22 protein-coding genes and 1 pseudogene are annotated in these 24,206 nt (G+C 73.7%); 13 read left to right on the forward strand and 10 right to left on the reverse strand.

The window, feature by feature from the left end:
• Positions 1 to 40 precede the first annotated feature (40 nt).
• Both KZX45_RS14215 and KZX45_RS14220 read left to right on the forward strand, forming a co-directional pair.
• Positions 41 to 712, forward strand: coding sequence for a hypothetical protein (locus KZX45_RS14215; RefSeq protein WP_248258408.1), 672 nt, complete (start codon positions 41 to 43; stop codon positions 710 to 712).
• Between the two features lie 193 nt (positions 713 to 905).
• Positions 906 to 1,247, forward strand: coding sequence for a PRC-barrel domain-containing protein (locus KZX45_RS14220; RefSeq protein WP_248258409.1), 342 nt, complete (start codon positions 906 to 908; stop codon positions 1,245 to 1,247).
• Here the strand turns inward: KZX45_RS14220 and KZX45_RS14225 are convergent.
• Positions 1,244 to 3,325 (reverse strand): elongation factor G, encoded by a 2,082-nt coding sequence (locus KZX45_RS14225; RefSeq protein ID WP_248258410.1) that lies wholly within the window; start codon positions 3,323 to 3,325, stop codon positions 1,244 to 1,246. The genes KZX45_RS14220 and KZX45_RS14225 overlap by 4 nt on opposite strands.
• Positions 3,326 to 3,513: 188 nt before the next feature.
• On the reverse strand, positions 3,514 to 4,398 hold the full coding sequence (locus KZX45_RS14230; RefSeq protein WP_248258411.1) for a fructose bisphosphate aldolase: 885 nt from the start codon (positions 4,396 to 4,398) through the stop codon (positions 3,514 to 3,516).
• A 149-nt stretch (positions 4,399 to 4,547) separates the two neighbouring features.
• On the opposite strand from KZX45_RS14230, the gene KZX45_RS14235 reads away from it, so the two are divergent.
• The 4 genes from KZX45_RS14235 to KZX45_RS14250 all read left to right on the forward strand — a co-directional run bounded on the left by KZX45_RS14235 (position 4,548) and on the right by KZX45_RS14250 (position 10,161).
• Positions 4,548 to 5,597, forward strand: a complete 1,050-nt coding sequence (locus KZX45_RS14235; protein WP_248258412.1) for an extracellular solute-binding protein — start codon at positions 4,548 to 4,550, stop codon at positions 5,595 to 5,597.
• A 2-nt stretch (positions 5,598 to 5,599) separates the two neighbouring features.
• The gene (locus KZX45_RS14240; protein ID WP_248258413.1) at positions 5,600 to 7,243 is read left to right on the forward strand and encodes an iron ABC transporter permease; all 1,644 of its coding nucleotides are present in this window, start codon (positions 5,600 to 5,602) and stop codon (positions 7,241 to 7,243) included.
• Positions 7,240 to 8,295: an ABC transporter ATP-binding protein gene (locus KZX45_RS14245; RefSeq protein ID WP_248258414.1), complete on the forward strand. Its 1,056-nt coding sequence runs from the start codon at positions 7,240 to 7,242 to the stop codon at positions 8,293 to 8,295. Before KZX45_RS14240 ends, KZX45_RS14245 begins: the two co-directional genes overlap by 4 nt.
• 147 nt (positions 8,296 to 8,442) lie before the next feature.
• On the forward strand, positions 8,443 to 10,161 hold the full coding sequence (locus tag KZX45_RS14250; protein ID WP_248258415.1) for an FAD-dependent oxidoreductase: 1,719 nt from the start codon (positions 8,443 to 8,445) through the stop codon (positions 10,159 to 10,161).
• A gap of 90 nt (positions 10,162 to 10,251) precedes the next feature.
• On the opposite strand, the gene KZX45_RS14255 is transcribed toward KZX45_RS14250, so the two are convergent.
• The 4 genes from KZX45_RS14255 to KZX45_RS14270 form a co-directional block, all read right to left on the reverse strand.
• Positions 10,252 to 11,553 carry an MFS transporter gene (locus KZX45_RS14255; RefSeq protein WP_248258416.1) on the reverse strand — a complete coding sequence of 434 codons (1,302 nt, stop codon included), beginning with the start codon at positions 11,551 to 11,553 and terminating at the stop codon, positions 10,252 to 10,254.
• Between the two features lie 165 nt (positions 11,554 to 11,718).
• Positions 11,719 to 12,504 (reverse strand): hypothetical protein, encoded by a 786-nt coding sequence (locus KZX45_RS14260; RefSeq protein ID WP_248258417.1) that lies wholly within the window; start codon positions 12,502 to 12,504, stop codon positions 11,719 to 11,721.
• 165 nt (positions 12,505 to 12,669) lie between these two features.
• Complete coding sequence (locus KZX45_RS14265) at positions 12,670 to 13,593, reverse strand: ABC transporter permease (protein ID WP_248258418.1); 924 nt, start codon at positions 13,591 to 13,593, stop codon at positions 12,670 to 12,672.
• Entirely contained in the window at positions 13,593 to 14,312 is a 720-nt protein-coding gene (locus KZX45_RS14270) for an ABC transporter ATP-binding protein (RefSeq protein WP_248258419.1), read from the reverse strand. Before KZX45_RS14270 ends, KZX45_RS14265 begins: the two co-directional genes overlap by 1 nt.
• Positions 14,313 to 14,439: 127 nt before the next feature.
• Here KZX45_RS14270 and KZX45_RS20335 point away from each other — a divergent pair, with 127 nt between their 5' ends.
• From KZX45_RS20335 to KZX45_RS20340, 4 genes are all read left to right on the forward strand, one after another.
• Positions 14,440 to 15,582, forward strand: a complete 1,143-nt coding sequence (locus KZX45_RS20335) for a sensor histidine kinase (RefSeq protein WP_248258420.1) — start codon at positions 14,440 to 14,442, stop codon at positions 15,580 to 15,582.
• Positions 15,579 to 16,226, forward strand: a complete 648-nt coding sequence (locus KZX45_RS14280; RefSeq protein ID WP_248258421.1) for a response regulator transcription factor — start codon at positions 15,579 to 15,581, stop codon at positions 16,224 to 16,226. The genes KZX45_RS20335 and KZX45_RS14280 overlap by 4 nt, the downstream gene beginning before the upstream one ends.
• Before the next feature lie 156 nt (positions 16,227 to 16,382).
• Positions 16,383 to 16,814 (forward strand): VOC family protein, encoded by a 432-nt coding sequence (locus tag KZX45_RS14285; protein ID WP_248258422.1) that lies wholly within the window; start codon positions 16,383 to 16,385, stop codon positions 16,812 to 16,814.
• Positions 16,815 to 16,824: 10 nt separating this feature from the next.
• Positions 16,825 to 17,709 carry a CDP-alcohol phosphatidyltransferase family protein gene (locus KZX45_RS20340; protein ID WP_248258423.1) on the forward strand — a complete coding sequence of 295 codons (885 nt, stop codon included), beginning with the start codon at positions 16,825 to 16,827 and terminating at the stop codon, positions 17,707 to 17,709.
• A 98-nt stretch (positions 17,710 to 17,807) separates the two neighbouring features.
• Here the strand turns inward: KZX45_RS20340 and KZX45_RS20345 are convergent.
• Positions 17,808 to 18,236 (reverse strand): annotated as a pseudogene (locus tag KZX45_RS20345) (FkbM family methyltransferase); the annotation flags it as partial.
• Positions 18,237 to 18,473: 237 nt separating this feature from the next.
• Here KZX45_RS20345 and KZX45_RS14300 point away from each other — a divergent pair.
• Both KZX45_RS14300 and KZX45_RS14305 read left to right on the forward strand, forming a co-directional pair.
• On the forward strand, positions 18,474 to 19,025 hold the full coding sequence (locus KZX45_RS14300) for an Hsp20/alpha crystallin family protein (RefSeq protein WP_248258424.1): 552 nt from the start codon (positions 18,474 to 18,476) through the stop codon (positions 19,023 to 19,025).
• 119 nt (positions 19,026 to 19,144) lie between these two features.
• Positions 19,145 to 19,807: a GPP34 family phosphoprotein gene (locus tag KZX45_RS14305; RefSeq protein WP_248258425.1), complete on the forward strand. Its 663-nt coding sequence runs from the start codon at positions 19,145 to 19,147 to the stop codon at positions 19,805 to 19,807.
• A gap of 23 nt (positions 19,808 to 19,830) precedes the next feature.
• Here KZX45_RS14305 and KZX45_RS14310 read toward each other — a convergent pair whose 3' ends face one another.
• The 3 genes from KZX45_RS14310 to KZX45_RS14320 all read right to left on the reverse strand — a co-directional run bounded on the left by KZX45_RS14310 (position 19,831) and on the right by KZX45_RS14320 (position 22,863).
• Entirely contained in the window at positions 19,831 to 20,250 is a 420-nt protein-coding gene (locus tag KZX45_RS14310; RefSeq protein WP_248258426.1) for a pyridoxamine 5'-phosphate oxidase family protein, read from the reverse strand.
• 77 nt (positions 20,251 to 20,327) lie between these two features.
• On the reverse strand, positions 20,328 to 22,010 hold the full coding sequence (locus tag KZX45_RS14315; RefSeq protein WP_248258427.1) for an ATP-dependent DNA ligase: 1,683 nt from the start codon (positions 22,008 to 22,010) through the stop codon (positions 20,328 to 20,330).
• Positions 22,011 to 22,281: 271 nt separating this feature from the next.
• The gene (locus KZX45_RS14320; RefSeq protein WP_248258428.1) at positions 22,282 to 22,863 is read right to left on the reverse strand and encodes a dihydrofolate reductase family protein; all 582 of its coding nucleotides are present in this window, start codon (positions 22,861 to 22,863) and stop codon (positions 22,282 to 22,284) included.
• Positions 22,864 to 23,386: 523 nt separating this feature from the next.
• Here KZX45_RS14320 and KZX45_RS14325 point away from each other — a divergent pair.
• The coding region (locus KZX45_RS14325; protein WP_248258429.1) for a DUF222 domain-containing protein at positions 23,387 to 24,206 on the forward strand (820 nt) is incomplete at its 3' end.

A 24,206-nucleotide genomic window follows, 5' to 3' on the forward strand; every position in this document is an offset into this window, starting at 1 on the left:
GAACAGTAGCCCCGCAGGGATCAGGAGGCACCCACTCGTGGTGATCGGTGCACTCGTGCTCGCGATCGTCGTCGGCCTCGCCACGTGGTGGCTGCCCCGGCTCGGGGCCGACGCCGCGCCGCTCACGAGCTCGACGCACGGGCACGGCAGCGCCGGCACGGTTCCGCGGAACGCCGCCCAGCAGGCGTTCCACGACGACATGCGCAAGCTCTGGGAGGACCACGTCACCTGGACACGGCTCGCGATCGTCACCTTCGCGGAGGACTCGCCCTCCTTCCCGGCCACCGCCGAACGGCTCCTGCAGAACCAGGTCGACATCGGCGACGCGATCAAGCCCTACTACGGCGAGGCGGCCGGCGATCAGCTCACCGCACTGCTGACCGACCACATCCTCATCGCAGTGGAGATCCTCGAGGCGGCCCGGGCCGGCGACGGTGACGCGCTCGCCGACGCCCGGTCACGCTGGTCCGCCAACGGTGACGACATCGGCAACTTCCTCGGCGCAGCCAACCCGCGTCACTGGCCGGCGGACCAGATGCGCGCCGGGATGGCGACGCACCTCGAGCAGACCTTCAGCGAGGCCGCCAACGAGCTCGGTGGGAACTACGCGGCCTCGGTCGCCGACTACGACGCCGCGCACCTGCACGTCCTCGACATGGCCGACACTCTGAGCGGCGGCCTGATCGCCCAGTTCCCGGCCAGGTTCCGCTGACCTCCGACGGCGAGCAGGGCCGGTCGCCCCGGCGACCGGCCCTGACGGCGGTCACCGGTCCCGTGCGTTCGCGGCGGCCACACTGCGGCCGGTCGGCGCCGCCCCCCGAGCGGCGACCCGCGGCTCCCCGGGTTGCGCGGGACCCGTCCCGCGGTGACGGTGGGGAGCACCCGACCGGACGAGGGAGAGACGGATGGCACAGACCTGGCAGCCGTGGGCGTTCCGCGACGGCGACCACGACGTCGAGAGCCTCGTGGGCTGGGCCGTGCTGGCACGGGACGGTGAGGTCGGCACCGTCGACGACGCCTCGCTCGACGCCGGGGAGGGCGCGATCGTCGTCGGCAGCGGCCCGGTGTTCTTCGGCCACATGACGCTGCTGCCGGCGGGCACCGTCGAACGGATCGACCCCCAGCACCGGCGCGTCCACGTCGCGCTCACCCGCGAGCAGATCGAGAGCGCCCCGCGGCGCACCGGCGGCGGCCGGTTCGACGACGCCGACTACCGCGCGCAGGTGGCCGCGTACTACGGCGGCTAACGCCCCGCCGCCACCGTGGGACGGGTGGCAGCCACGAGGTGCTCGGGCACGGGGTCGTAGTGGTTGTGGGCCGAACGGCAGGTGCCCCGGCCGCCGGTGATCGCCCGCAGGTCCACCGTGTAGTGGCGCAGCTCGGAGGTGGGCACGTGGGCCTCGATGATGCCGGAGCCGTCGTCCGCCGTGCCGGTGTCGACCACGCGCCCGCGGCGCGACGACAGGTCCGCCAGCACGTCACCCTGCGCCTCCGCCGGCACAGTCACCGTGACCGCCGAGACCGGTTCGAGGACGACGCTGCCGGCCTGCTGCATCGCCGTCGCCACGGCCTGGGCCGCGGCGGTGCGGAACGCCATGTCGGAGGAGTCCACCGAGTGGTACTTCCCGTCCACGCACTCCACCCGCAGATCCGTGATGCGATGGCCGTTGGGGCCGCCCGCCACGAGCGCGTCCTGGACGCCGCGCTCGACGGCGGGCAGGTAGTGCCGCGGGATCGCGCCGCCGACGATGGAGTCCACGAACGTCAGGCCCTCTCCGCGGGGCGCGGGGCTGACGACGAGCCGGACGACGGCGAACTGGCCGTGCCCGCCCGACTGCTTCTTCACCTTCCCCTCCACCTCGACCTCGCCGGCGACCGTCTCGCGGTAGGGCAGGCGCACCTCCTCCGTGGAGACGCGCACGCCGAACTTGCGCTCGAGCCGCTCGAGCGCGACCGCCAGGTGGGTGTCTCCGACCGCCGTGACCAGCGTCTGGCCGGACTCCTCGTCCTGGACGACGACGAGCGCGGGGTCCTCGGCGCACAGGCGCCGCAGGGCGTCCGTGAGCTTGTCGTCGTCGGACTGCGTCAGCGGCCGCACCGCCAGGGTGAACCCGCCGGACGGCACCGGGAGCTCCGGCAGGGTGACCGGGCGCCCGGGCCGGGCCAGGAGGGTGCGGGTGGGGGAGTCCGAGAGCTTGGCGACGGCGGCGATGTCCCCGGCCACGACCTGCCGGACGTCGAGGTGGGTCCTGCCCAGCAGCCCGAAGAGCCCGTGGAGCCGCTCCTCGGCGCCGGTGGTGGTGTTGACGAGCCGGTCGTCCTCGCGGAGCGTCCCGGACAGGACCTTCAGCAGCGAGACCTGGCCGACGAACTGGTCGGCGAGGGTGCGAAAGACGTGGACGAGCGGCTCCCCGGCCGGGTCGGCGACGACGGCGGTGGGTTCGCCGCCCACCAGCACCGTGGCGGGGTGCAGGTCCGGGGACGGGCCGATCTCGCAGATGAAGTCGCCGAGCCGGTCCACGGCCGCGCCGGTCGCGCCCGAGCCGACGAGGACCGGGAAGATGGCGCCCTCCGCGACGGCGCGGCGCAGGGTGCGCTCGAGCTCGGCGGGGGGCGGCTCGTCGCCGGAGAGGTAGTGCTCGAGCTGGTCGTCGTCGCCGCTGACGACCTCCTCCACCAGCTCGGTGTGCCGGCTGTGCTCCAGGTCGGCCAGCTCCGGGGGCACCGGCCCGGTGGTCTCCGTCCCCTCGGCGTCGTAGCGGTGGGCGACGTCGAAGAGGACGTCCGCGACGCCGGCGAAACCCGTCTTCTCGACGATCGGGAGCTCCAGCGGGAAGAGCCGCTGGCCCAGGCGGGCCCGCAGGTCGGCGAGCACGCCCTCGAAGTCCGCTGACGGCTTGTCCTCCTTGGTGACGAAGATGAAGCGGGGGATGCCGAGGTCCTGGCACCGCGCCCAGACGCGCTCGTCGCCGGGCTGGACGCCCTCGACCGCGCTGACGACGACGACCGCGAGGTCGGCGACGGACAGGGCCGCGTCGACGACCTGGCCGAACTCGTCGTGGCCGGGGGTGTCGAGAAGGTTGAGCCGGCAGGTCTGGCCGGCCGCCGTGGTCCACGGGACGGAGGCGACGGCGAGGGTGAGGGTCTGCCGGCGGCGCACCTCCTCGGGGTCCGTGTCGAGCACGGACGTGCCGTCGTCGACCCGCCCCAGACGCTGGGTGGCGTGCGCGCGGTGCAGCAGCGCCTCGGCGAGTGACGTCTTCCCCCCGGCGGCATGGCCGACCAGGGCGACGTTGCGGATGGCTGAGGTGACGACGTCGTCCATGACCACTCTCCAGCGAGCATGCCCCCGGGCCGGGGCCGGTTCGTCAGATCGTAGTCGCGCGGCGGCGTGACGGAGAGGGCAACGGTCCCTTGTCCGCCGTCGCCAGGCACGCTAGGCAGCACGCTCAGCTGCCGAGGTGGTCGCGCGGAGCGACCACCACCGCGACCCGGCGAGGCGGCGGTGCCGGCTCAGGTGGCCGAGGCGGCCGCGATGCTGGCGATCGACTCGTCCAGCACGCGGTCGAACTCCTCGGGCGTCTGCGACACGTCCAGCCCCTCCGTGAGTGCCCGCGAGAAGCTGGCGATCACGCCGTGGTTCCGCGCCAGCCGGGCGTTGGCCTCCTCGCGGCTGTAGCCGCCGGAGAGGAACAGCACGCGCAGCACGTTCGGGTGCGCGACGAACGGGGCGTACAGGTCGTCGGTCTCCGGCGGGGTCAGCTTGAGCATCACGAGGTGCTCGGGCGGCAGCCGGTCCAGCCGGGCGGCCAGCTCGTCGCGGAGCTGCTCGTCGGCCTCCGCCTTGCGGGGGCTGTGGATGTCGATCTCCGGCTCGATGATCGGGACGAGGCCCGTGGCGAGGATCTGCCCCGCCACGTCGAACTGCTGGCGGACGACGTCGGTCAGGCCGGGGCCGGGCAGGGAGATCGTCGAGCGCATCTTGGTGGCGAAGATGCCCTGCGCCAGCGCCCGCTCGAGGAGGCCGTCGAGGTACGGGATGCGCTTCATCAGCCGCGCGCCGTCGGCCTCCTTCTGCAGGCCCTTGTCGACCTTGAGGAACGGGACGACGGTCTTCACCGCCCACAGGTAGTCGGCGGTGGGCCTGTCGAGGATCTGCCGGTCCATGGTGTTCTCGAACAGGATCGTGCCGATGATCCGGTCCCCGCCGAACACGGGGGAGGTGATGATCCGCGTCCGCATCTCGTGCACGAGGTCGAACATCTCCTCCTCGCTGGCGTAGGCGTCCTCGGAGATGCCGTAGCGGCGCAGCGTCTTCGGGGTGCTGCCGCCGCTCTGGTCCAGCGCGGCCACGAAGCCGCTGCCGTTCCTGACCTTGTCCAGCTGCTGCTCGTCCATCGCGCGCTCCCGTGGTCCTCGTCGTCGCCCCGGTGGCTCCATCGTCCCTCGTCCTGCGCCGGCCGGGGGCCGGACGGAGGTTGTTAGGTGAGCCTTACTTGATCTACGCTCGCCGCGCGCGGCAACCCGTGCCGCGGAGAAGGAGCACCATGACCCTGGGTACCCGCGGCCTGGCCGCCGCCACCGCCACCACCCTCGCCCTGACCCTCGCGGCCTGCGGCGGTGACGCGACCGACGACGAGCCGGCCGCCACGGGCGGCGCCGCGGCGGGCACGACCCTGACGATCTACTCGGGACGCAACGAGGAGCTCGTCGGGCCGATCCTCGACCAGCTGGAGGACGCCGTCGGCACCGAGGTCGAGGTGCGCTACGCGGGGTCCTCCGAGCTCGCCGCCCAGCTCCTCGAGGAGGGGGAGGGCACCGACGCCGACCTGTTCTTCTCCCAGGACGCGGGCGCGCTGGGGGCGCTGGCGAAGGCCGACATGCTCGCCCCCCTGCCGGAGGAGACCCTCGAGCTCGTCCCCGAGGACTACCGCGACGACGAGGGACGCTGGGTCGCGACCTCCGCCCGTGCGCGTGTGCTCGCCTACGACCCGGAGGCGGCGCCGGAGGTGGAGGAGTTCAGCGGCATCGACGACATCCTCGACGAGGCCTACCGCGGCAAGCTCGCCTACGCCCCGACGAACGCCTCCTTCCACTCCTTCGTCACCGCCCTGCGGGTGGACCGCGGGGAGGACGGCGCCCGGCAGTGGCTGGAGGACTTCGCCGCCCTCGAGCCGCTCGCCTACGACAACAACAACGCCGTGCTCGACGCGGTGGACGGTGGCCAGGCGGCCATCGGGCTGATCAACCACTACTACTGGTACGAGAGGGTGGCCGAGCAGGGCGAGGACGCCGTCTCCGCGCGCATCCACTTCCTCGCCAGCGACGACCCCGGCGCGCTCGTCAACGTCGCCGGCGTCGGCGTGCTGGCCGGGTCCGACGCCGAGGACGCTGCGGTCGACGCGGTGGAGTTCCTCCTCTCGGACGAGGCGCAGCAGTACTTCGCGGACACCACGGCGGAGTACCCGGTGGTCGAGGGCATCGAGAGCGAGGCCCACGACCTCGAGCCGCTCGGCGAGAGCTCCTCGGTCGACCTCAACGACCTCGACTCGCTCGACGCCACCCTCGCGCTGCTCGACGAGGTGGGACTGACCTGAGCGTGACCTCGACCCCGCCGGCCGACCGGGAGGCACCCGGCGGCCGGCGGCGACCCCGCAGGACCGCCGGCCGGCCGCCGGCGGTCCTGCTGGTGCCCGGGATCGTCGCGGCCGCCGTCGCGCTGCTGCCGATCGGCTACCTGGTGGTGCGCACGGCCGAGGCGGGAGCGGCGGGGGTCTGGGAGACGCTGTGGCGGGAGCGCACTCTCTGGCTCGTGCTGCGCAGCCTCGGGCTCGCCGCCGCGGTCACCGCGGCGTGCCTGGTCATCGGCGTCGCCCTCGCCTGGCTGACCACCCGGACCGACCTGCCCGGACGGCGCACCTGGGCCGTCGTCGCCGCCCTGCCGCTGGCGGTGCCGAGCTACGTGGCCGCCTACGCGTGGATCTCCGTGGTGCCCACCCTGGCCGGGTTCTGGGGCACCTGGCTGGTGCTGACGGCGTGCACCTACCCGTACGTGTTCCTGCCGGTGGCCGCGACGCTGCGCCGCGTCGACCCGGCGCTGGAGGAGGTCTCCCGTTCCCTCGGCCGGTCGGCGCTGCGCACCTACCTGACGGTCACCGCCCGCCAGGTTCGCCCCGCCGCCGCCGCCGGCGCGCTGCTCGTGGCGCTGTACACCCTCAGCGACTTCGGGACACCGTCCCTGCTCCGCTACGACGTCTTCACCCGCGTCATCCACACCTCCTACCGCGCCTCCTTCGACCGCACCCCGGCCGCCGTGCTCTCCCTCGTCCTCGTGGTGCTCACGGTGGCGATCACCGTGGCCGAGTCCCGCACCCGGGGCCGGGCGGAGGCCTCCCGGGTGGGCTCCGGCGCCGCCCGCACCCCGCCGACGGCGCAGCTGGGCCGGGCCCGGCCCCTCGCCCTGGCGGGCACGACGGCGGTGGCGGCGGTCTCGCTCGGCTTCCCCGCCGTCGTCCTGGCCTACTGGATGGTCCGCGGCAGCTCGGCCGGTCTGGAGTGGGACCGACTCGCCCCGGCGGGCGCGGCGACGCTGTGGGTGGCGCTGCTCGGGGCGCTCGCGGCCACCGCCCTGGCCGTGCCCGTCGGCGTGCTCGCCGCCCGGTACGCCTCACGGGGCGGGCGCCTCGTCGAGCACGCCACCTACGCCGGGCACGCGCTGCCCGGCATCGTCGTGGGTCTCGCGCTGGTGTTCTTCGGGGTGCGGTGGGCCGAGCCGATCTACCAGCGCACCCCGCTGCTGGTCCTCGCCTACGCCGTGCTGTTCATGCCCGCCGCGATCGGCTCGGTCCGCGCCGCGGTCGCCCAGAGCCCGCCGCGCCTGGAGGAGGTGGCCCGCTCGCTGGGGCAGCGGCCCTCCGACGTGCTGCGCCGCGTCACCCTGCCGCTCGCGGGCCCCGGGATCGCCGCCGGCTTCGCGCTCGTCATGCTCACGGTCATGAAGGAGCTCCCGGCCACGCTGCTGCTGCGCCCCACGGGCATGGACACCCTCGCCACCCGGCTCTGGACCGAGACGGGGATCGGCGCCTACGCCGCCGCGGCGCCCTACGCCGTCGCCCTGGTGCTCCTCGCCGCGGTGCCGACGTTCCTGCTCTCCCGCGTCCAGTCCCGCATGGTCACCCCGCGCGGGACAGGTGGGATCCTGGAGGAGGGCCACGTGGTCGAGGAGACAGGAGGCGAGACGTGAAGCGGCTGACCGTGCGCGGGCTGCGCAAGTCCTTCGGGGAGACGCCCGTGCTCCGCGGTGTCGACCTCGAGGTGCCGTCGGGCGCGTTCGCCGCCGTCCTCGGCCCCTCCGGGTGCGGCAAGACGACGCTGCTTCGCGTGATCGCCGGCTTTGAGACCGCCGACTCCGGGGAGGTGCGCGTGGGGGACCGGGTGGTGACCGGCCCGGGCCGGTCCTTGCCGCCGGAACGGCGCCGCGTCGGCGTGGTCCCCCAGGAGGGGGCGCTCTTCCCGCACCTCTCCGTCGCCGAGAACGTCGCCTTCGGCCTGCCCCACCGCGGGCGGGACGCCGCCAGGCGCCGTCGGGAGCGGGTGGGTGACCTCCTCGCGCTCGTCGGGCTCGCCGACCTGTCGGGGCGGATGCCGTCCCAGCTCTCCGGCGGGCAGCAGCAGCGGGTGGCGCTGGCGCGCGCGCTGGCCCCGGGCCCCGACGTCGTCCTGCTGGACGAACCGTTCTCCGCGCTCGACGCCGGCCTGCGGGCCGCGCTGCGCGAGGACGTACGCGAGGCCCTCCAGGCGATCGGCGCCACGGGCGTGCTGGTCACGCACGACCAGGAGGAGGCGCTGAGCATCGCCGACCAGGTCGCCGTCATGCGCGAGGGTGTGGTGGTCCAGTCCGCGACGCCGCGCGAGCTCTACGCCGCGCCCGCGGACCTGGACGTGGCGACGTTCGTGGGCGAGGCCGTGGTGCTGCCCGCACGTGTCGAGGACGGCGTGGCGACCACCGCGCTCGGCCGGCTGGCTCTCCTGCGCGGCGCGGCGGGCGAGCACGGCTCCGGCCGCGTGGTGCTGCGCCCGGAGCAGCTGCACATGGTGCGGGCCGGTCGGGCGGGCGTCACCGCCCGGGTGCGCGGGACGACGTTCTACGGCCACGACGCCAGCGTGCGCCTGGAGGTCACCAGCCCGGACGGGCAGGTGGTCCCGGTGCTCTGCCGCACCCAGGGGCCGCTGCCCGCGCACGAGGAGGTCGGCGTCATCGTGGCGGGGCCGGTGAGCTTCTTCGCCGACGCCTGACGCAGGGGCCGCCTGCCGTCTCGCCGCCGTTGCTCCGTCGTGGCTGGGGACGGCTGCCCCTGGGAGTGCGTCGACCCGACCCGCCCCGGCCGGACCGGCGGTGGCGCACAATCGGTGGGGGCGACGACGCCCGGAAAGGGGAGCCCCATGACGAGGAAGCTCCGTCCGTCCCCTGCCGGCGCACCCCTGATGGTCGTGGTGGACGCCGACGAGGCGGCCCGCCGCCGCACGACGGAGGCTCTGGCCCACCGGTTCGGCGCCGACTACCGCGTGCTGGCCGAGGGTGGCCCGGCCGAGGCGCTGGCCCTGCTGGAGGTGCTGGCCGAGCGTGGCGAGCCCGTGGCGCTGGTGGTGGCCGACCTGCACCTGCCCGGCGGGGCGCTCGAGCTCCTCGGCCGCGCGCACGCGCTGCACCGCGAGGCCGGCCGCGCTCTTCTGTTCGCGATGGACCAGCACCACACCCGGATCCCGTTCTCCGAGCTCGAGACGCTCCAGCGGGCGACGGCGCTCGGGCTGATCGACCTCTCCGTCGCCAAGGGCTGGGTGAGCCCGGAGGAGTGGTTCTACCCGCAGGTCCAGGAGTGGCTCAGCCGGTGGACCAAGGGCAACCGCCCGCACTTCGCCGTCTACCGCGTGGTGGGGGAACGGTGGACGCCCGCGACGCACCGGCTGCTGGACATGCTCACCAGGAACGGGGTGCCGTTCGACTTCTTCCCGGCCGACAGCGACGAGGGGAGGCGGATCGTGGCCGAGCACCGGCCGGTACGGCTCCCCTGCGCGGTGCACGCCGGCGGCCACGTGCTCGTGGACCCCTCGCCCGCCGAGCTGGCGGCGTCCCACGGGATCGAGACGCGCCCAGGCGCCGACGTCTACGACCTCGCGATCCTCGGCGCCGGCCCCGCCGGGCTGGCCGCGGCCGTCTACGGCGCCTCCGAGGGGCTCCGCACCGTGCTGGTCGAGCCCGAGGCGGTCGGCGGGCAGGCGGGCACCAGCTCGATGATCCGCAACTACCTCGGTTTCCCGCGCGGGATCGGTGGTGGCGAGCTGGCGCACCGGGCGTGGGAGCAGGCGATCCTCTTCGGCGCCGAGCTGGTCTTCGGCCACCGGGCGACCGGCCTGGAGGTGCGGGCGCGCGAACGACTGGTCAGGCTCGACGACGGGACCCTGCTACGGGCCCGCGCGGTCGTCGTCGCTACCGGGGTGACCTACCGGCGGCTCGGCGTGCCGGCGCTCGAGCGCCTGGTGGGGGCCGGGGTCTACTACGGCGCCGCGGGCGTGGAGGCGCCGGCGGTCGCCGGGGCGGAGGTCTACGTCGTCGGCGGGGCGAACTCCGCCGGCCAGGCCGCCGTCCACCTCGCCCGCTTCGCCTCCCGGGTCACGATCCTCGTGCGCGGCGACTCCCTCGAGGCCGGGATGTCGGACTACCTGGTGCGCCAGATCGCCGCGACACCCGCCATCGACGTGCGGCTCCGCACGCGCGTGCGCGACGGAGGCGGCGACGAGCGGCTCGAACGGCTCGTCCTGGAGGACGCGGACGGCGACATCCACGAGGTCGCCGCCTCGGCGCTGTTCGTGCTGATCGGGGCCGAGCCCCGGACCGGGTGGCTGGCCGAGGTGGTCGCGCTGGACGAGGCCGGGTACGTGCTCACCGGGCGGGACCTGCCGGAGGGCGGGCCCGGCCGTGCGGCCCTGCCGTACGAGACCAGCCTGCCCGGGGTGCTGGCCGCCGGCGACGTCCGGCACGGGTCGGTCAAGCGGGTCGCCGGTGCGGCGGGCGACGGGGCGGTCGCCGTGGGGTCGGTGCACCGGTACCTCGCGGAGGCCGGGCGCTCCGCCGTCGAGGCCGCCACGGCGAGCCAGGCCTGAGACGGGGCCGGGCCTGAGTCGGGGTCAGGCCTGAGTCGGGGCCGGGCCCGGCCAGGAGGGAGCCGGCCAGCACCGGCTCCGCTCGCCGGGTCACGGCGCGGTCGGCGGGTGGTCCGCCCCGGTCTCCGGCGGCTGAGCCGGCGCCTGCGTGCGAGCCTCGGTCACGCGCACGTCGGCGGGTGCCCGCTGGCGGCGGGAGAGGGCGAGGAACGGGACCGCAAGGAGGGAGATCCCGGCGCTGAGGACGAACGAGCCCCCGTAGCCCCACAGGTCGGCAGACCGGCCCAGCACCGGCTGGGACCACACCCCGCCGGCAGAGCCGACGAGCGAGTCGAAGGACAGGATCGTCGCGCGCTGCTCGGACGGGATGAGGCCGTTGAGGTACGCCTGCCGGATGGGCATCTCGGCCGCGTAGAGCAGGGCCCACACCACGATCAGCGCGATGGCGGCGAGGAAGCTGTCGATCACCCCGATCGCCACCAGGGAGGCCGCGCTCGCGACTGTCGTGGCGATGAGGGCGGAGGTCCGCCGGCGGAAGAGGCGCCGGATCCAGGGAGCGGCGAGCCCACCCAGGATCTGGGCCCCCGCGACGATCGCCGCCACCAGGCCTGCCACCTGGTACGCCTCCGGGTCGCCGTAGAGCTCGAGCAGGTAGGGCTGGAGGGCGTAGAAGACGTAGAACCCGACGCCGCCCGTGAAGAACGCCTCCAGCATGAGCCACTTGACCGCGGGCCGGCGCCAGCCGTGCTCGACGGAGTCCCGCAGGACGCGGGTCATCTCCCGCCACGGTTGGCGCGTGCGGTGCGGGGTGAACCCGATGTCGTGCATGAGCCAGAACGCGACGGCGAACATCGCCAGCAGGATCCCCGCCCGGACCAGGAACGGGACGCCCAGGTTGGTCTGCGCCGCGATGTAGCCGCCGGCCAGCGAGCCCGTGAGCATCGCGACGCCCGAGACCACCTGGCCCCGGCCGAACACCGGCTCCATCTCACCGGTGTACCCCGCGGCGGTGAGGGCGTCGACCAGCCAGGCCTCGACGGCGCCGGAGAAGAAGGTGAAGCCCAGGCCGATCAGCACCGAGGAGATCGCCCACTGCCAGAACGGGGCCTGCACGTACCACAGCAGCACGTAGATCAGCGTGGTCACGCTCAGCGTCACCGTGCCGAGCAGGTACGAGGCGCGGCGGCCGATCGTGTCCGCCACGACGCCGGTGGGCACCTCGAACAGCACCATCCCGAGGGTGAAGAAGGCGTTGGCGGAGAACGCCTCGAGGTTCGACAGACCGGCGTCGAGGAGGAAGATCGTGTTGATGCCCCAGATCAGGGAGGCCGCGAGGGTGTTGCCCAGCAGCAGCACCAGGTAGATCCGGATGATCGCGGCAGGCGAGCGCATCGCTCAGCGCGTCCGATCGTTCTCGAAGACCGCGCCCAGGAACCGTGAGACGGCCACGGCGACCTCCTCCTCGAGGTGCTTCGGGGGGATGCTACGCGCGCCGGTGCGCGGGCGACAGATGCCCGCCGGGTGAGACGGAGGTGGTTTCGGGCCCCGCCGGCGGCGTCACTCGAAGGCCGCGCAGAGCCGCTCGCGGGCACCCTCGGGGTCCGCCACCCGGTCCCAGCGGCCGGAGACGACGGTGACGTCCGCCGCGCCGTCGGGATCCTCGACGCGCAGCTCGCCGTGGTTCACCCAGATCAGGTCGCCGGGGAAGCTGTACTGGTAGGACTCCGTGCCGAGGATGCGCCTCGTGCGCACGGCGCTCCCGCCCGGCGCGAGGTCGTCGACGACGAAGACGTCGCTGCCGCCCTCCGTGCGCAGGTCGGTGCCCGGGATCGTGTAGTGCTCCCCGTACGTCCGGTGCGTGATCTGCTGGGTCAGACGCCCGTCGGGCCCGTAGGTGCGGTGGGTGACCACCGAGTGGCCGACGCGGTGCCGTTCCAGCTGTGCGGTGGGGCAGCGCGGTCCCGGGGCCGGCTCGAACCGCGAGGAGGCGCCGCGGCCCAGGCAGACGGCCGTGCCCGGCGCACCCTGGGAGAGACACCTCCACTCATGGTCCGCCGGCAGCGGCGGCACGAGCCGCGTGCGGTCGACGGTCCCGTCGTCGGTGACCTGCGCGAAGCTGTCGCGGGTGACCACGAGCAGGCCGGGATGTGTCGAGGGGATGAAGTCGCTCGACTCGGCCAGGAACTCAGCCAGCTCGGACTGCTCCGGCGACGTCGTGGGCCGGGCGTCCGCGGTCGCTGCCGGCCTCTCGCGTGGCGGGGACGGGTCCGCACCACCGCCCGGCGGGCCGGTGCACGCGGCGAGGAGCACGGCCACGCCCACCCCGAGGATGCGGGCCTCCATGGCAGCCTCCTGGTCCGACGGCACCAGACTACGGCGGTGCCGGTGCCGGCACAGCGCCGGAGGAGCCCCGCCGGCGGGCGGCGAGCGATGCACGACACCGCGAGCGCTCCCGGCGTTCCAGCAACGCTCGCGGTCTCGAGCAGCGGTGGGGCGGCCCCGCGGTGGTCAGCCGCGCCGGGTGACGGCCTCCCGCCGCGCCGCCAGCAGGGCAGCGACCCCGAGGACGACGGCGGCCCCGACCACCCAGGCCACGTGGATCCACAGCGGCCGGGTGGCCGCCCCGGTCCAGAGCTCGACGTCGGCGTCGGGCATGACCACCCGGTAGGCGAGCTGGCCGTAGTGGGACGTCGGCAGGTACGCGGCGATGTCCCGGAGCACCTGGGGCAGCTCGCCGAGGGGCACGAAGAACCCGGAGGCGAACGCCAGCGGCAGGAAGATCAGGTTCGCGATCACCGCGGCGGCACGCGGCCGCGCGACGTAGGCGATGGCGAACCCGACCGTGCTGAACGCGAGGACGCCCGCCACCATGGTCACGCCGAGGGCGAGCCACGACCCGGGCGTGAGCTCCACCCCGCCGGCGAGGCCCGCCACGGCGCTCATCGTCACCACGATCAGTGTCGCGAGGACGACGGCGTTGGCGGTCTTCCCCACGAGGTAGACCCAGGTCGGCACCGGTGTCGCACGGAGCGTGCGGGTCCAGCCGCGGCCCCGCTCCTTGGCGATGTCCTCGCCGAAGGTGAAGATCGCCAGCGAGACCACGCCGTAGGCGCTCATCGACACCAGCATGGCCAGCCCCACGCGGGTGGAGCCGCCGACGAGCGTGCTTGCTGCGTTCGGCAGCCCGAACATCGCATACAGGAGCACGGGCACCGCTATGGCGCCGACGGCGAACTCGGGGGTGCGCAGGCTCGAGCGCAGCTCGGTGACGGCGGCGAGGACCGCCAGCCCGGCGGGCCCGCCGTTGCGGCGCGGGATGCGTGAGGCCGTCGCGCTCGACGGGGTTCGCGAGGTCGCGCGGGACGGGGTTCGCGAGGTCGTCGCGGGCGACGAGGTGCGCCGGCTCGCCGGCGCGGTGGGTCGGATGTCCATCAGTCGTCTCCTTCGGCGACGGAACGCTCGTGGGTCAGGGTCAGGAAGACCTCCTCCAGGTCCTCGTCCCCGTGGTGCGTCAGCGCGTCGGCCGTGGTGTCGGCGACGAGCCGTCCCTGGGAGATCACGAGGACCCGGGTGGCCACGGTCGCGGCCTCGGTGAGGTCGTGCGTGGCGAAGACGATGGTGGCGCCGTCGTCGACGCTCGCCCGCGCCTGCTCCCAGAAGGTCCGGCGGGAGGCGACGTCCATCGCGGCGGTCGGCTCGTCGAGGAGCAGCAGCTCGGGCGCCCCGACCAGCGCGAGTGCGAGGAGCAGCCGCTGCCGCTCTCCGCCCGAGAGCGTGGTGACGGTCCTGGCGGCCCGCTTCGTCAGGGCGGTGCGGGCGAGCACGTCGCCGGTGTCGAGGGCCTGGGGGTAGCTGCGCCCGACCAGGCGCACCAGCTCGCGGACGGTCGTCTGCTCCGGCAGGCCCGCGGACTGCAGCATCGCGCCGACGCGCCCGCGCACCCGCCGACCCGGCGGCTCGCCGAGCACCGTCACGGTGCCCGCCGTCGGTCGCACGAGGCCGAGCAGCAGCTCGAACGCCGTCGTCTTCCCGGCGCCGTTGGGGCCGAGCACGGCGACGATCTCGCCCCGCTCCACGGCCAGGTCCAGGTGCTCGAGGGCCCGCACCTCCCCGTAGGCCTTCTGCACGTCGTGCATCTCCACCACGGTCATGGTGTCTCCTTCCGTCCCTCACGACGGTAGGGAGCGGCGGTCGGGTGCGGATGTGCCGGTCGGCCCCCGTTCGACCCATGACCAATGGCAGGTACCCGCGACGGCGGCCCCTCGTAGCATTCGGGACGTGGCAGCGCGCTCGGAGGAGGTCCTGAGCGCCGGGGCCGGCCTGGCGGCCACCCTGGTGGTCGGCGTCGCCGTGCTCGTCTCCGGCGTGGAGATCAGCGACGACCCCGCCACCGTCGCGGCGTGGTGGACGGCGTACCTCGTCTACGTCGTCGTGTTCGCGCTCGACTCGGAGACGTTCCGCCGGCGCCCGCCGTGGCCGTACGCGCTGACGGTGGCCGCGCTCGTCGTCACCGGTCTGGCCGTGTGGCTGCTGGCACCTGACCTCGGGTGGACCTCGTTGCTGTTCGTGGTGACGGTGGCGGCCGCGGCGTTCGCGCTGCCCGGCCGCGTGGTCGCCGCCATCGTGGCCGTCCACACCGTCGCCGTCGCCGTCGGCGGTTCCCTCGCCGGCTGGGACGCCACGGCCATGGTGTTCACCACGACGGCGTACGCGGCCTTCCAGGCCTTCGCCGCCCTCGTCGTGGCCGGGACGCGGCGCGAGGCGGCGGCGCGGGCCGAGCTCGCGGCGGCCCACGCCGACCTCCGGGCGGCCACCGCCCTGCTCGCCTCCTCGAGCCGGAGCGCGGAGCGGCTGCGCATCGCCCGCGACCTGCACGACGTGATCGGTCACCAGCTGACCGCCCTGGCCCTCGAGCTGGAGGTGGCCAGCCACCGTACAGACGGCGAGGGGCGCGAGCACGTGCTGCGCGCCCGCGGCATCGCCAAGGATCTGCTGGCGGACGTGCGCCGCACCGTCGGGGACCTGCGCGACGCGCCCGCGGGGCTCGAGGCCACGCTGCGCGCCGTCGTCGACGTGCCGGGTCTCGCGGTCGACCTCACCGTGGACGAGCAGGTGCCCCTCGACGAGTCCCGGAGGATCGGCGTCGTCCGCGCGGTCCAGGAGATCGTCACCAACACGGTCCGGCACGCCTCCGCGACGACGCTCACGATCGACGTCGTCTCCGACGACGACGGCCTGGTGCTGCGGGCGGGCGACGACGGCGTCGGCGCGGCCAGGGTCGAGCGGGGCAACGGGCTCAGCGGGATGGCGGAACGGTTCGAGGAGCTGGGCGGCGAGCTGACCGTGGAGTCCGCGCCCGGCGCCGGGTTCCGGGTCCTGGCGCAGGTGCCGGCCGCGTCGACCTCCCGGCGGCCGGCATGACGCGCGTGGCGATCGTCGACGACCAGACCCTCGTGCGTCAGGGGATCCGGAGCCTGCTCTCGTTGAGCGACATCGAGGTGGTGGGGGAGGGGGAGGACGGCGACGACGCCCTCGAGCTGGTCGCCACCCACGACGTCGACGTGCTCCTGCTCGACCTGCGGATGCCGCGCCGGGACGGGATCGCGACCCTCGAGGCCCTCGCCGACCGGGGCTCCGCCGTGCCGGTCCTCGTCCTGACCACGTTCGACGACGACGAGCTGGTCCTGCGGGCGCTGCGGGCCGGGGCCAAGGGGTACCTCCTCAAGGACGTCACCCTCGACCAGCTCGTCGGCGCGATCCGGACCCTCGCCGACGGCGGGACCATCCTGCAGCCGGGGCTCACCGACCGGCTCTTCCGCGCCGTCGCCGCAGCCCCGGCCGGCGTCGACGGTCTCGAGCGGCCGGAGCCTCTGACGGCGCGGGAGCTGGACGTGCTGCGGCTGGCGGCCCGCGGGTACTCCAACACCGAGATCGCCTCGGCGCTTCACCTCGCGCCCGGGACGGTGAAGAACCACCTGTCCAACGTGTTCCTCAAGCTCGGCGTCCGGGACCGCACCCGGGCGGTGCTGCGCGCCCTCGACCTGGGGATCCTCGACGGCTCGTGAGCGGGCCCGCCACGGCGACGCGGCGCCGTCGCGGCTCGCGGGCGGCGACGCTGCGTCGTCGGGAGAGATCCCGGACGGCTGCTCGGCCGTACCACCTCCGGGAGGCGGACGGAGGAGGATGGTTGGGGCGCATCGTCGACGAGGAGGAGCACCGCTGTGGACTGGACGCTCGAGGTGGTCATCGTGCCGGTCAGCGACATCGACCGGGCGATCGAGTTCTACCGGGACAAGGTCGGCTTCGAGCTCGACCACCACACCGTGAACGGGCCGATGAACTTCGCGCAGCTGACGCCCCGGGGGTCGGGCTGCTCGATCGTCATCGGGTCGCTGCCGGCCCAGCAGCAGATGACGCCCGGCTCGCTGCACGGGACCCAGCTGGTCGTGGCGGACGCCGCGGCGGCCCGGCAGGAGCTGATCGACCGAGGGGTGGAGGTCAGCGACATCACGGTCTTCGACGAGCGCGACGGAGGGACCTTCTTCGGCTTCAGCGACCCGGACGGCAACACCTGGGCGGTGCAGCAGATCCGCGCCCGGGCGGACAGGCCGCTGATCCCGGTCGAGGCGCGGGGCCGCTTCGGGAGCGAGTGAGGGCCGTCCGGTGACCCTCGCGCGCACCGCCCTCCCCGCCGGGCCGTGGCCCTGGCCGGCGCTCGCGGCCGGCCTCGCCGCGAGCGTCGCGGTCCCGGTGGCGCTGGCGGCGGTGGTCGGGGGCGCGCTCGTCGTGCCGGCCGCCGCTTCCGTGTACGTCGTGGGTGCGGCGGCGGTAGCGGCCCGCTGGCCGAGGCGAGAGCTCGGGGCCGCCAACGCCGTCACGCTCGTCCGCCTGGTGCTTGTCTCGTGGATCGCGGGCCTGCTCGCCCTGCCGTCCCCGGGGGGATGGGCGGTGCCGGTCGCCGTGGCGGGGCTGTGCTGCCTGGTGCTCGACGGCGTGGACGGCCGGGTGGCGCGCGGGCGCGGGCTCGCGGGCTCCTTCGGCGCTCGGTTCGACCTCGAGGTCGACGCCGCCCTCGTGCTGGTGCTGAGCGTCGCCGTCGGCGTGCTCGGCGTCGCCGGGTGGTGGGTCGCCTCGATCGGGCTCGTGCGGTACGCCTACGCCCTGGCCGGGGCGCTGTGGCCGTGGCTGCGCGGGCCGCTCTTCCCGAGCGTGGCGCGCAAGGTGGTCGGCGTGTGCGTGGTGGTGGCGCTGGTGGTCGCGCTGCTCTGGCCGCTGCTCCGCCCGCTGCTGCCCGGTCGGCCCGCCGACGTGCCGACGGCGCTGCTCGTCGTCGCGCTCGGTGCGCTCGCCTGGTCCTTCGGCCGTGACGCGCGCTGGCAGTACGCGAGCCGTCGGCAGGGCGCCGCTCAGCCGGACCGCACCGCGTACACGTCGCCGGGCGGCGCCGACGGCGGCAGCGCCCGCAGCACCGCGACGATGCCGTCGGCGTCCAGCCAGGTGTCGTCCGCCCACCGCAGCGTCTCCAGCGGTGAGGACCGGAACCGGTAGTCGCCGAGCTCGACGAGGCGCCCCACGCACGCCACCGCGCGCTCGGCCACGGGTGGCAGATACTCGAAGGAGAGCGCGGGCACCGGCCTGCTGAGGCCCCGCAGCACGTCGAGCTCGGAGCCCTCGACGTCGATCTTGCAGAACCGCGGCTCGCCGTGCCGGTCGACGAGGTCGTCGAGGGTGGTGAGGGGCACCGTCAGGGTCCGGTCCCACCGCACGGACGCGAACCGGCGGTCCGTGCGCACCTCCTCGATCCACGACGGCACGAGGGTCGAGACCGTCGGCGTCCGGGTGGCGACGCGCAGCGTGGCGGTCCCGGGGCGCGCACCCACCGCGCGCGGCTCGACCACCACGAGCGGGTCCCTGCCGTAGAGCCGGCGAAGCACCGCAACGAGATCGGGCTGCGGCTCGACCGCCACCACGCGGGCACCGAGGCGCCGGAACGCGCGGACCCGGTTGCCGGCGTGCGAGCCGACGTCGAACGCGAGATCGCCGGGGCGAAGGAACTGCGCGTAGAAGGCGACCATGCGCCGTCGGCGCCAGAGCGTCCCGTAGGACCAGACGAGCGAGCGCGCCAGGCCCTGGACGCGGCTCAGACGGGCGGTCACGCCCCATCGTGGCACGCCGGTGGTCGCACGGGCCTGGTGTGCTCCGGGCAGCACTGAGGTGACGCGGACCCATGTCCCTGGCGGGTCGGCCCCCGGCGTCGCACGATAGAGGAGGGCGCCGGGCCGCCCGGTCCGGCTCGATCAAGGAGGATCGGCATGACCACGCAACCGAACGACCCCGGGCAGTCCGGGGCCGAGTCTTCGCAGTCGCCCTACCAGTCCCAGTCCCAGTCCCAGTCGCAGCCGCAGTCCGAGTCCCAGCACTCCTCCGTGCCCGCCCGTCGCTCACCTCGCGACCTGGCCGAGCACCTCTGGGACGCGTTCCCGTTCGGCGACATGCCGTGGCCGTTCCGGGAGGCCGGACGAGCCGGGACCACGCCGATGCGGCTGGAGGAGTTCCGCGAGGGCGACCACCTCGTCATCCGTGCCGAGCTGCCCGGGGTGGACCCGGACAAGGATCTCGACGTCACGGTCGACGAGGGTGTCCTGACCATCAGCGCCCAGCGGCAGGAGCGCTCCGAGCAGAAGCAGGCGCACGGGTACCGCTCGGAGTTCCGGTACGGCCGGTTCGAGCGCCAGATCCGTCTGCCCAAGGGCGCGGATGCCGACGCCATCTCCGCGAGCTACCGCGACGGCGTGCTGGAGCTTCGGCTGCCTGTGCCGGCGGAGACCCCGCCGGCCCGCAAGATCGACATCCGGCGTAGCTGACGGCACTGGAGCCCGGTGGCCCGACGGCGCGGGCCGAAAGCCCGCCGCCCGAGCCGCGGGGGCTCGGGCGGCGGCGCCCGCGTCGCGAACATCGGGCCGCTCCTCGATACGGTGGGGCCATGCTGATCGCCGAGGACGTGGTGCTCCTGCTCACCGACGACACCACGGGACGCCCCGTCGTCGACTCGACCCGGCGGGACCTCGTCCTCGCCGGCGCGGTGGTCCTGGAGCTGGCCGAGCGGGGCCGGCTCCAGCTGTCCGGGCCCGGTCAGGAGGTCAGGGCGGGCCGAGTCGTCGTCGCCGACACCTCCCCGACGGGCGACGACGTGCTGGACACCGCCCTCGGGAACCTCGCCGCCCGGAAGCCGGACAAGCCGAAGAACGCGCTCCCCGCCGTCGCCAAGGGTCTGCACCGCCGTCTCCTCGAGCGGCTCGCGGAGCGGGGGATCCTGCGCGTGGAGGAGGACCGGGTGCTGGGGATCTTCCCGCGCACGTCCTGGCCGGCGCTGGACTCGGCGCACGAGGACGAGCTCCGGCGGGGGCTGCACGACGTTCTCGTCGTCGGCCGCACACCGACGGTCCGCGAGGCGAACCTGATCTCCCTGCTCCAGTCGGTCAACCAGGTGCCGAAGGTGCTGCCCGGTGCGCAGATCGGCCGCGCGGAGCTCCGGCGTCGGGCGGGAGCCGTCGAGGGTTCCTTCGCCAGCGACGCGGTCAGGAAGGCGGTCGACGAGGCGATCGCGGTCATGACAGCCACCACCACGACGGTCTCCGGGGCCTGAGCCGTGGCGACCCGCGGTGCCGCCTAGTGGGGCTGGGGCACGAAGGTAAAGCGGCGGCCGGCCACGTCGGTCGGCGTGATCTCGACGAAGACCGGCTTGTCCGTCCCGACCCGCGGCCGCACGGGGAGCTGCTCGGCGGCCACGATCTCCGCCTCCTTCTCGAGCCGGCGCGCTGTGCCCTTGACGACGACGGAGACCGCGGAGTCGGTGCCGATCTCGTCGATCTCCAGCGCCACATGGCTGTTGATCGTCAGCTCCAGCAGCTTGCTGCCCTGCGCGGTGCGCAGGTAGAGGCGCCCGCCCTCGGCCGCGTAGTTGACCGGAAAGATGTCCGGCTGGTCCTGGACGCTCACGGCGAGGCGGCCGAGGTCCTTGGCCTCGAGCAGCCGCCAGCACTCGTCCTCGGAGAGGGTGGAACCTTGACGTTCATCATCGAATCCCATGACCCAGAGTATTTCGGCGATCTGTCGGCGGCGTGGGCCGTTGGTCTCTGGGCCGGGGCCCGGCGGGCCCTGACGCGTCAGGTGAGCGCGCGCACCGTGTCCACGGTGTCGGCCTCCGCCGCGGTCTTGTCGTCGCGGTAACGGAGCACTCGCGCGAACCGCAGCGCCATCCCGCCGGGGTAGCGGGAGGACCGCTGGATCCCGTCGAACGCGATCTCGACCACCTGCTCGGGTCGGACGTGGACGATGTGCCCGCTGCGGCCCGTCTCCAGCTCGAGGAACCTCTTCGTCTGCCAGGCGAGCATCTCGTCGGTCATGCCCTTGAAGGTCTTTCCCAGCATCAGGAACTCGTCGCCGTCGCGGGCCCCGAGGTGGATGTTCGACAGCGTGCCCTGCCGCCGCCCGCTGCCCCACTCCACGGCGAGCACCACGAGGTCGAGCGTGTGGCGGGGCTTGACCTTCACCCAAGCCGAGCCCCGTCGGCCGGCGTCGTAGGGGGCGTGCAGGTCCTTGACGACGACGCCCTCGTGCCCGACCTGGATCATCTCGGTGAAGAACTCCCGGACCTGCTCGGGGTCGGAGGTGACGCGGCGGGGGACGAGGGCCTCCTCCGGGACGATGCTGCTCAGCGCGCGGAAGCGTTCGGCTGCGGGGGCGTCGATGAGATCCCGCCCGTCGAGGTGGAGCACGTCGAAGAAGTACACGGTCAGCGGGACCTGCTCGCGCAGCGTGGCGCCGTCCCGGCTCATGGTGCGCGAGCCGGTCTCCTGGAAGGGGCGCGGCCGTCCGTCGGGTCCGAGCGCGATCGCCTCGCCGTCCAGGACGACGGCCTCCGAGTCGAGGGAGCGGGCCACCTCGACGACCTCGGGGACCCGGTCCGTGATGTCGTCGAGCGAGCGCGTGAACACCGTGACGTCGGGTCCGGCGCGGTGGACCTGGACCCGGATCCCGTCGATCTTCCCGTCCGCGACGACGGGGCGGCCCAGCTTCCCGTCGTCGCCGATCTCGACCGTGCCGCCGGGCGCTTCAAGGTCGCCGGTCTCGACCGTCCCGCGGGGCGCTTCGTCTTTTCCTGCGCCGCCCCGAGATTCGCCGTCGTCCTCACCGACTACGTCGCCCGCCTTCTCGCTTTCCTCCTTCCCGACGGCGACGCCAAGCTTCTCGAGCGCGGCGGTGACGTCGGGGGCGGAGGCGGCGAGCATGGGTCTGACGGGACGGCCGACCTCGAGGCGGAACTGTTCGAGGGCGTCCGCTCCGCCGGTGAGCGCGGCGCTCGCGATCGGTCCGGACAGCGCTGAGAACATCGCCGCGCGGCGGACCACACTGGCCGGTACGTCCGCGGCGGCCGCGATGGCGTCGAGCAGCACCGAGTCCAGCGCACCCTGCCGCAGCTCACCCAGCAGGAGGCCGCGCAGGAACTGCTGCTCGTCCGGCGTCGCACGGGAGAACAGCTCGCGGACCGAACGAGTGCGCGCGGACTGGGAGCCGGTGCCGGCAAGGGCGCCGAGCCGCTCGAGCGATTCGTCCACCTGGGTCGGTGTGAGCGTCGGTGCCTGGGCCGGCTCAGGGAGCTCGGCAAGACTGCGCCAGCCGACGCCGGTGCGCCGCTGCCGCGGGCGGCCGGAGAGGAACGACGCGACGATCTCCGCCTCGTCCTTACCCGCCGACCGTAGTGCGGCCGCGAGGAGCGCTCGCTTCTCCAGCCGCGAGCGTGTGGCAGCGACCGCGGCGTGGGTCTCGACCAGCTCGGCGAGCAGCACGCTCACGATGATGGCAGGTAAGTCGGGTGCTGGCAGGTCGGCTGAGAGGGGGTGCTGGCGTGGGGCTGGTCGTCAGGGGCCATCCGAAGGGGGCTGAGGACTATGAGGGCTCTTCACAGTCGAGCTTGAGGGCTCTTCGCAGTCGAGGGTGTAATCGCTGGCTTGATGTCGGCAGGCGCCTCGGCCCTGGGGCAGCGACGCGCAACGCTGCGGAGGCCCGGTCTCGTGTCACCGTTCGCAGTGGACTTTCACGCGGCCCCGCTCAGATCGGTCAGCGGCGCACCTGATAGCGCAGGTGAAGCACCCGGTTGCCCTGAATCACCACGTCGGGATTCTCCAGCAGGTGCTGTGCGTGGACGGACCCGAAGTAGCGCTTGCCGGACCCGAGCACGACGGGTACGACGTCCATGCGCACCTCGTCGACCAGGCCCGCGGCAAGCACCTGGCCACCGACGTCGCCAGCGGCGACCTCGACGATGCGGTCACCCGCGAGCTCCTGCGCCTTGGCCACGGCTGCCTCGACGCTGTCGACGAAGTGAAACGGGGCCTCGGGGTCCCAGCCCTCGGGCCTCGGCCGGTGCGTCACGACGACCACGTGGTCGACCCCGCTCGGTGGCTTCCCGTCCCAACCGTCCGTCAGGTCGAAGACGTGGCGGCCGGCGATTGTCACCCCGATCTGGTCCCAGTACGGCCGGGTGTAGTCGTAGGACGTCTGCGACACGTTCAGCTCGCCGCTCTCGTCCAACGGGACGTCGCCGTTGGTCAACCAGTCGAACAGCGGACCGGGCTGGTCGTTCTCGTCCGCGACGAAGCCGTCCACCGACACCGAGCTGTACATGACCACTTTGCCCACGGGGCGCTCCGTTGCTTTGGGGTGCCCCATATTAGCGAGTCGTGAGTAGCGGGCGTGTGAGTTCACCGGCGGTGGCCGGCGCGTCGGTGAATGTCGAGATCGAGGCGATTTGGGGATCTAATCCGTCACCGGAGGACCGCCGCCTGGAGTGCTGCACGGGTGCCAGCGGGACGGTACGAGAATGCCTCGCGCTCCTTTCGAGCGCCGTCATAGGGCATGGGGCACGGCATCCGCGTACAGGCGTGGTGTGCCCAGACCTGCTGCGTCTCCTGGTGACGGCCGGTTGATCCACACGCAGGGGAATGCCGACCTTTCCCCAGGGCCGAAATTCCCCAGGAAGCTGGAACGTTGCCCCTTCCTAGTTTCCACAGCAAGCCGAAATGCCACGGTTTCCACAAATTACCGAGAGTTTGTCGTTAGGCATTGCATGTCGAACGCCCGTTCGATACGGTCAATGGTGTCGCACTGAGATTGGATCCGCAGCAGCCACAGCGATTCGCGGGGCCGCACAAGGGGGTGTGGGATGTCGAACGGAACGGGTGCGGCGGTGGCAGCCCTGCTGGCACGGGTGCAGGCAGATCTGACAGAACTTGCCGGTATCGACCTGCACACTGTGGCCGGTGAGCTCGCCCTGGCGGTGCTGGACGGCACAGAGATGTTCGGCCGGCAGGTCGATTCGCTGCGAGCCAGAGCTTTAGCGACGGTGGAGGCGGACGGGCTGTGGGCCATAGACGGCGCACGATCGATGGCTGCGTGGCACCGCGCCCGTTCCGGCAAGCACCGCGCGACCGCGGCCCGCGAGGTGCGCCAGGCCCGGGCTCTGCGTGACCACCTGCCAGAGACGGCGAAGGCGCTGGCGGCCGGGGAGATCAGCACCGACCACGCCGAGGCGATCGTGCGCCACACGACCAGCAGCGAGGCCAGGCGGGGCCGGCTGCGCGAGGACGGCGTCGGAGAGCAGTTCCTGCTCAGGCACGCCCGACGACTCGACGCGGCCGCATTCACCACCGCGGTCAAGCACTGGGGCCTGCGGGCGGATCCGGAGGCGGCGGACCGGGCGTACGTCGAGGAGACGGACCGCGAGGAGTTCTACCTGGCCGAGACCACCGACGGGTACGTGCCCGGTGGATGGCTGTCGAAGACCAGCGGGGAGATCGTGCTCACGGCGTTGGCCGCCCGCACGGGCGTGCCCGCCAAGGGCGACAGGCGCGCCCCGGGGCAGCGGCGCGCCGGGGCGCTGGTCGGGCTGGCGCACCTCGCGCTGGACTCCGGCTCGCTCCGTCCCGGCGCCCGGGTCCGCCCGCACATCAGCGTGCACGTGCCGTTCGAGACCCTGCAGCGGT

Origin of the sequence: Georgenia sp. EYE_87, from assembly GCF_023148685.1 — a bacterium.
In the GTDB taxonomy this organism is placed as follows: Bacteria; Actinomycetota; Actinomycetes; order Actinomycetales; family Actinomycetaceae; genus Georgenia.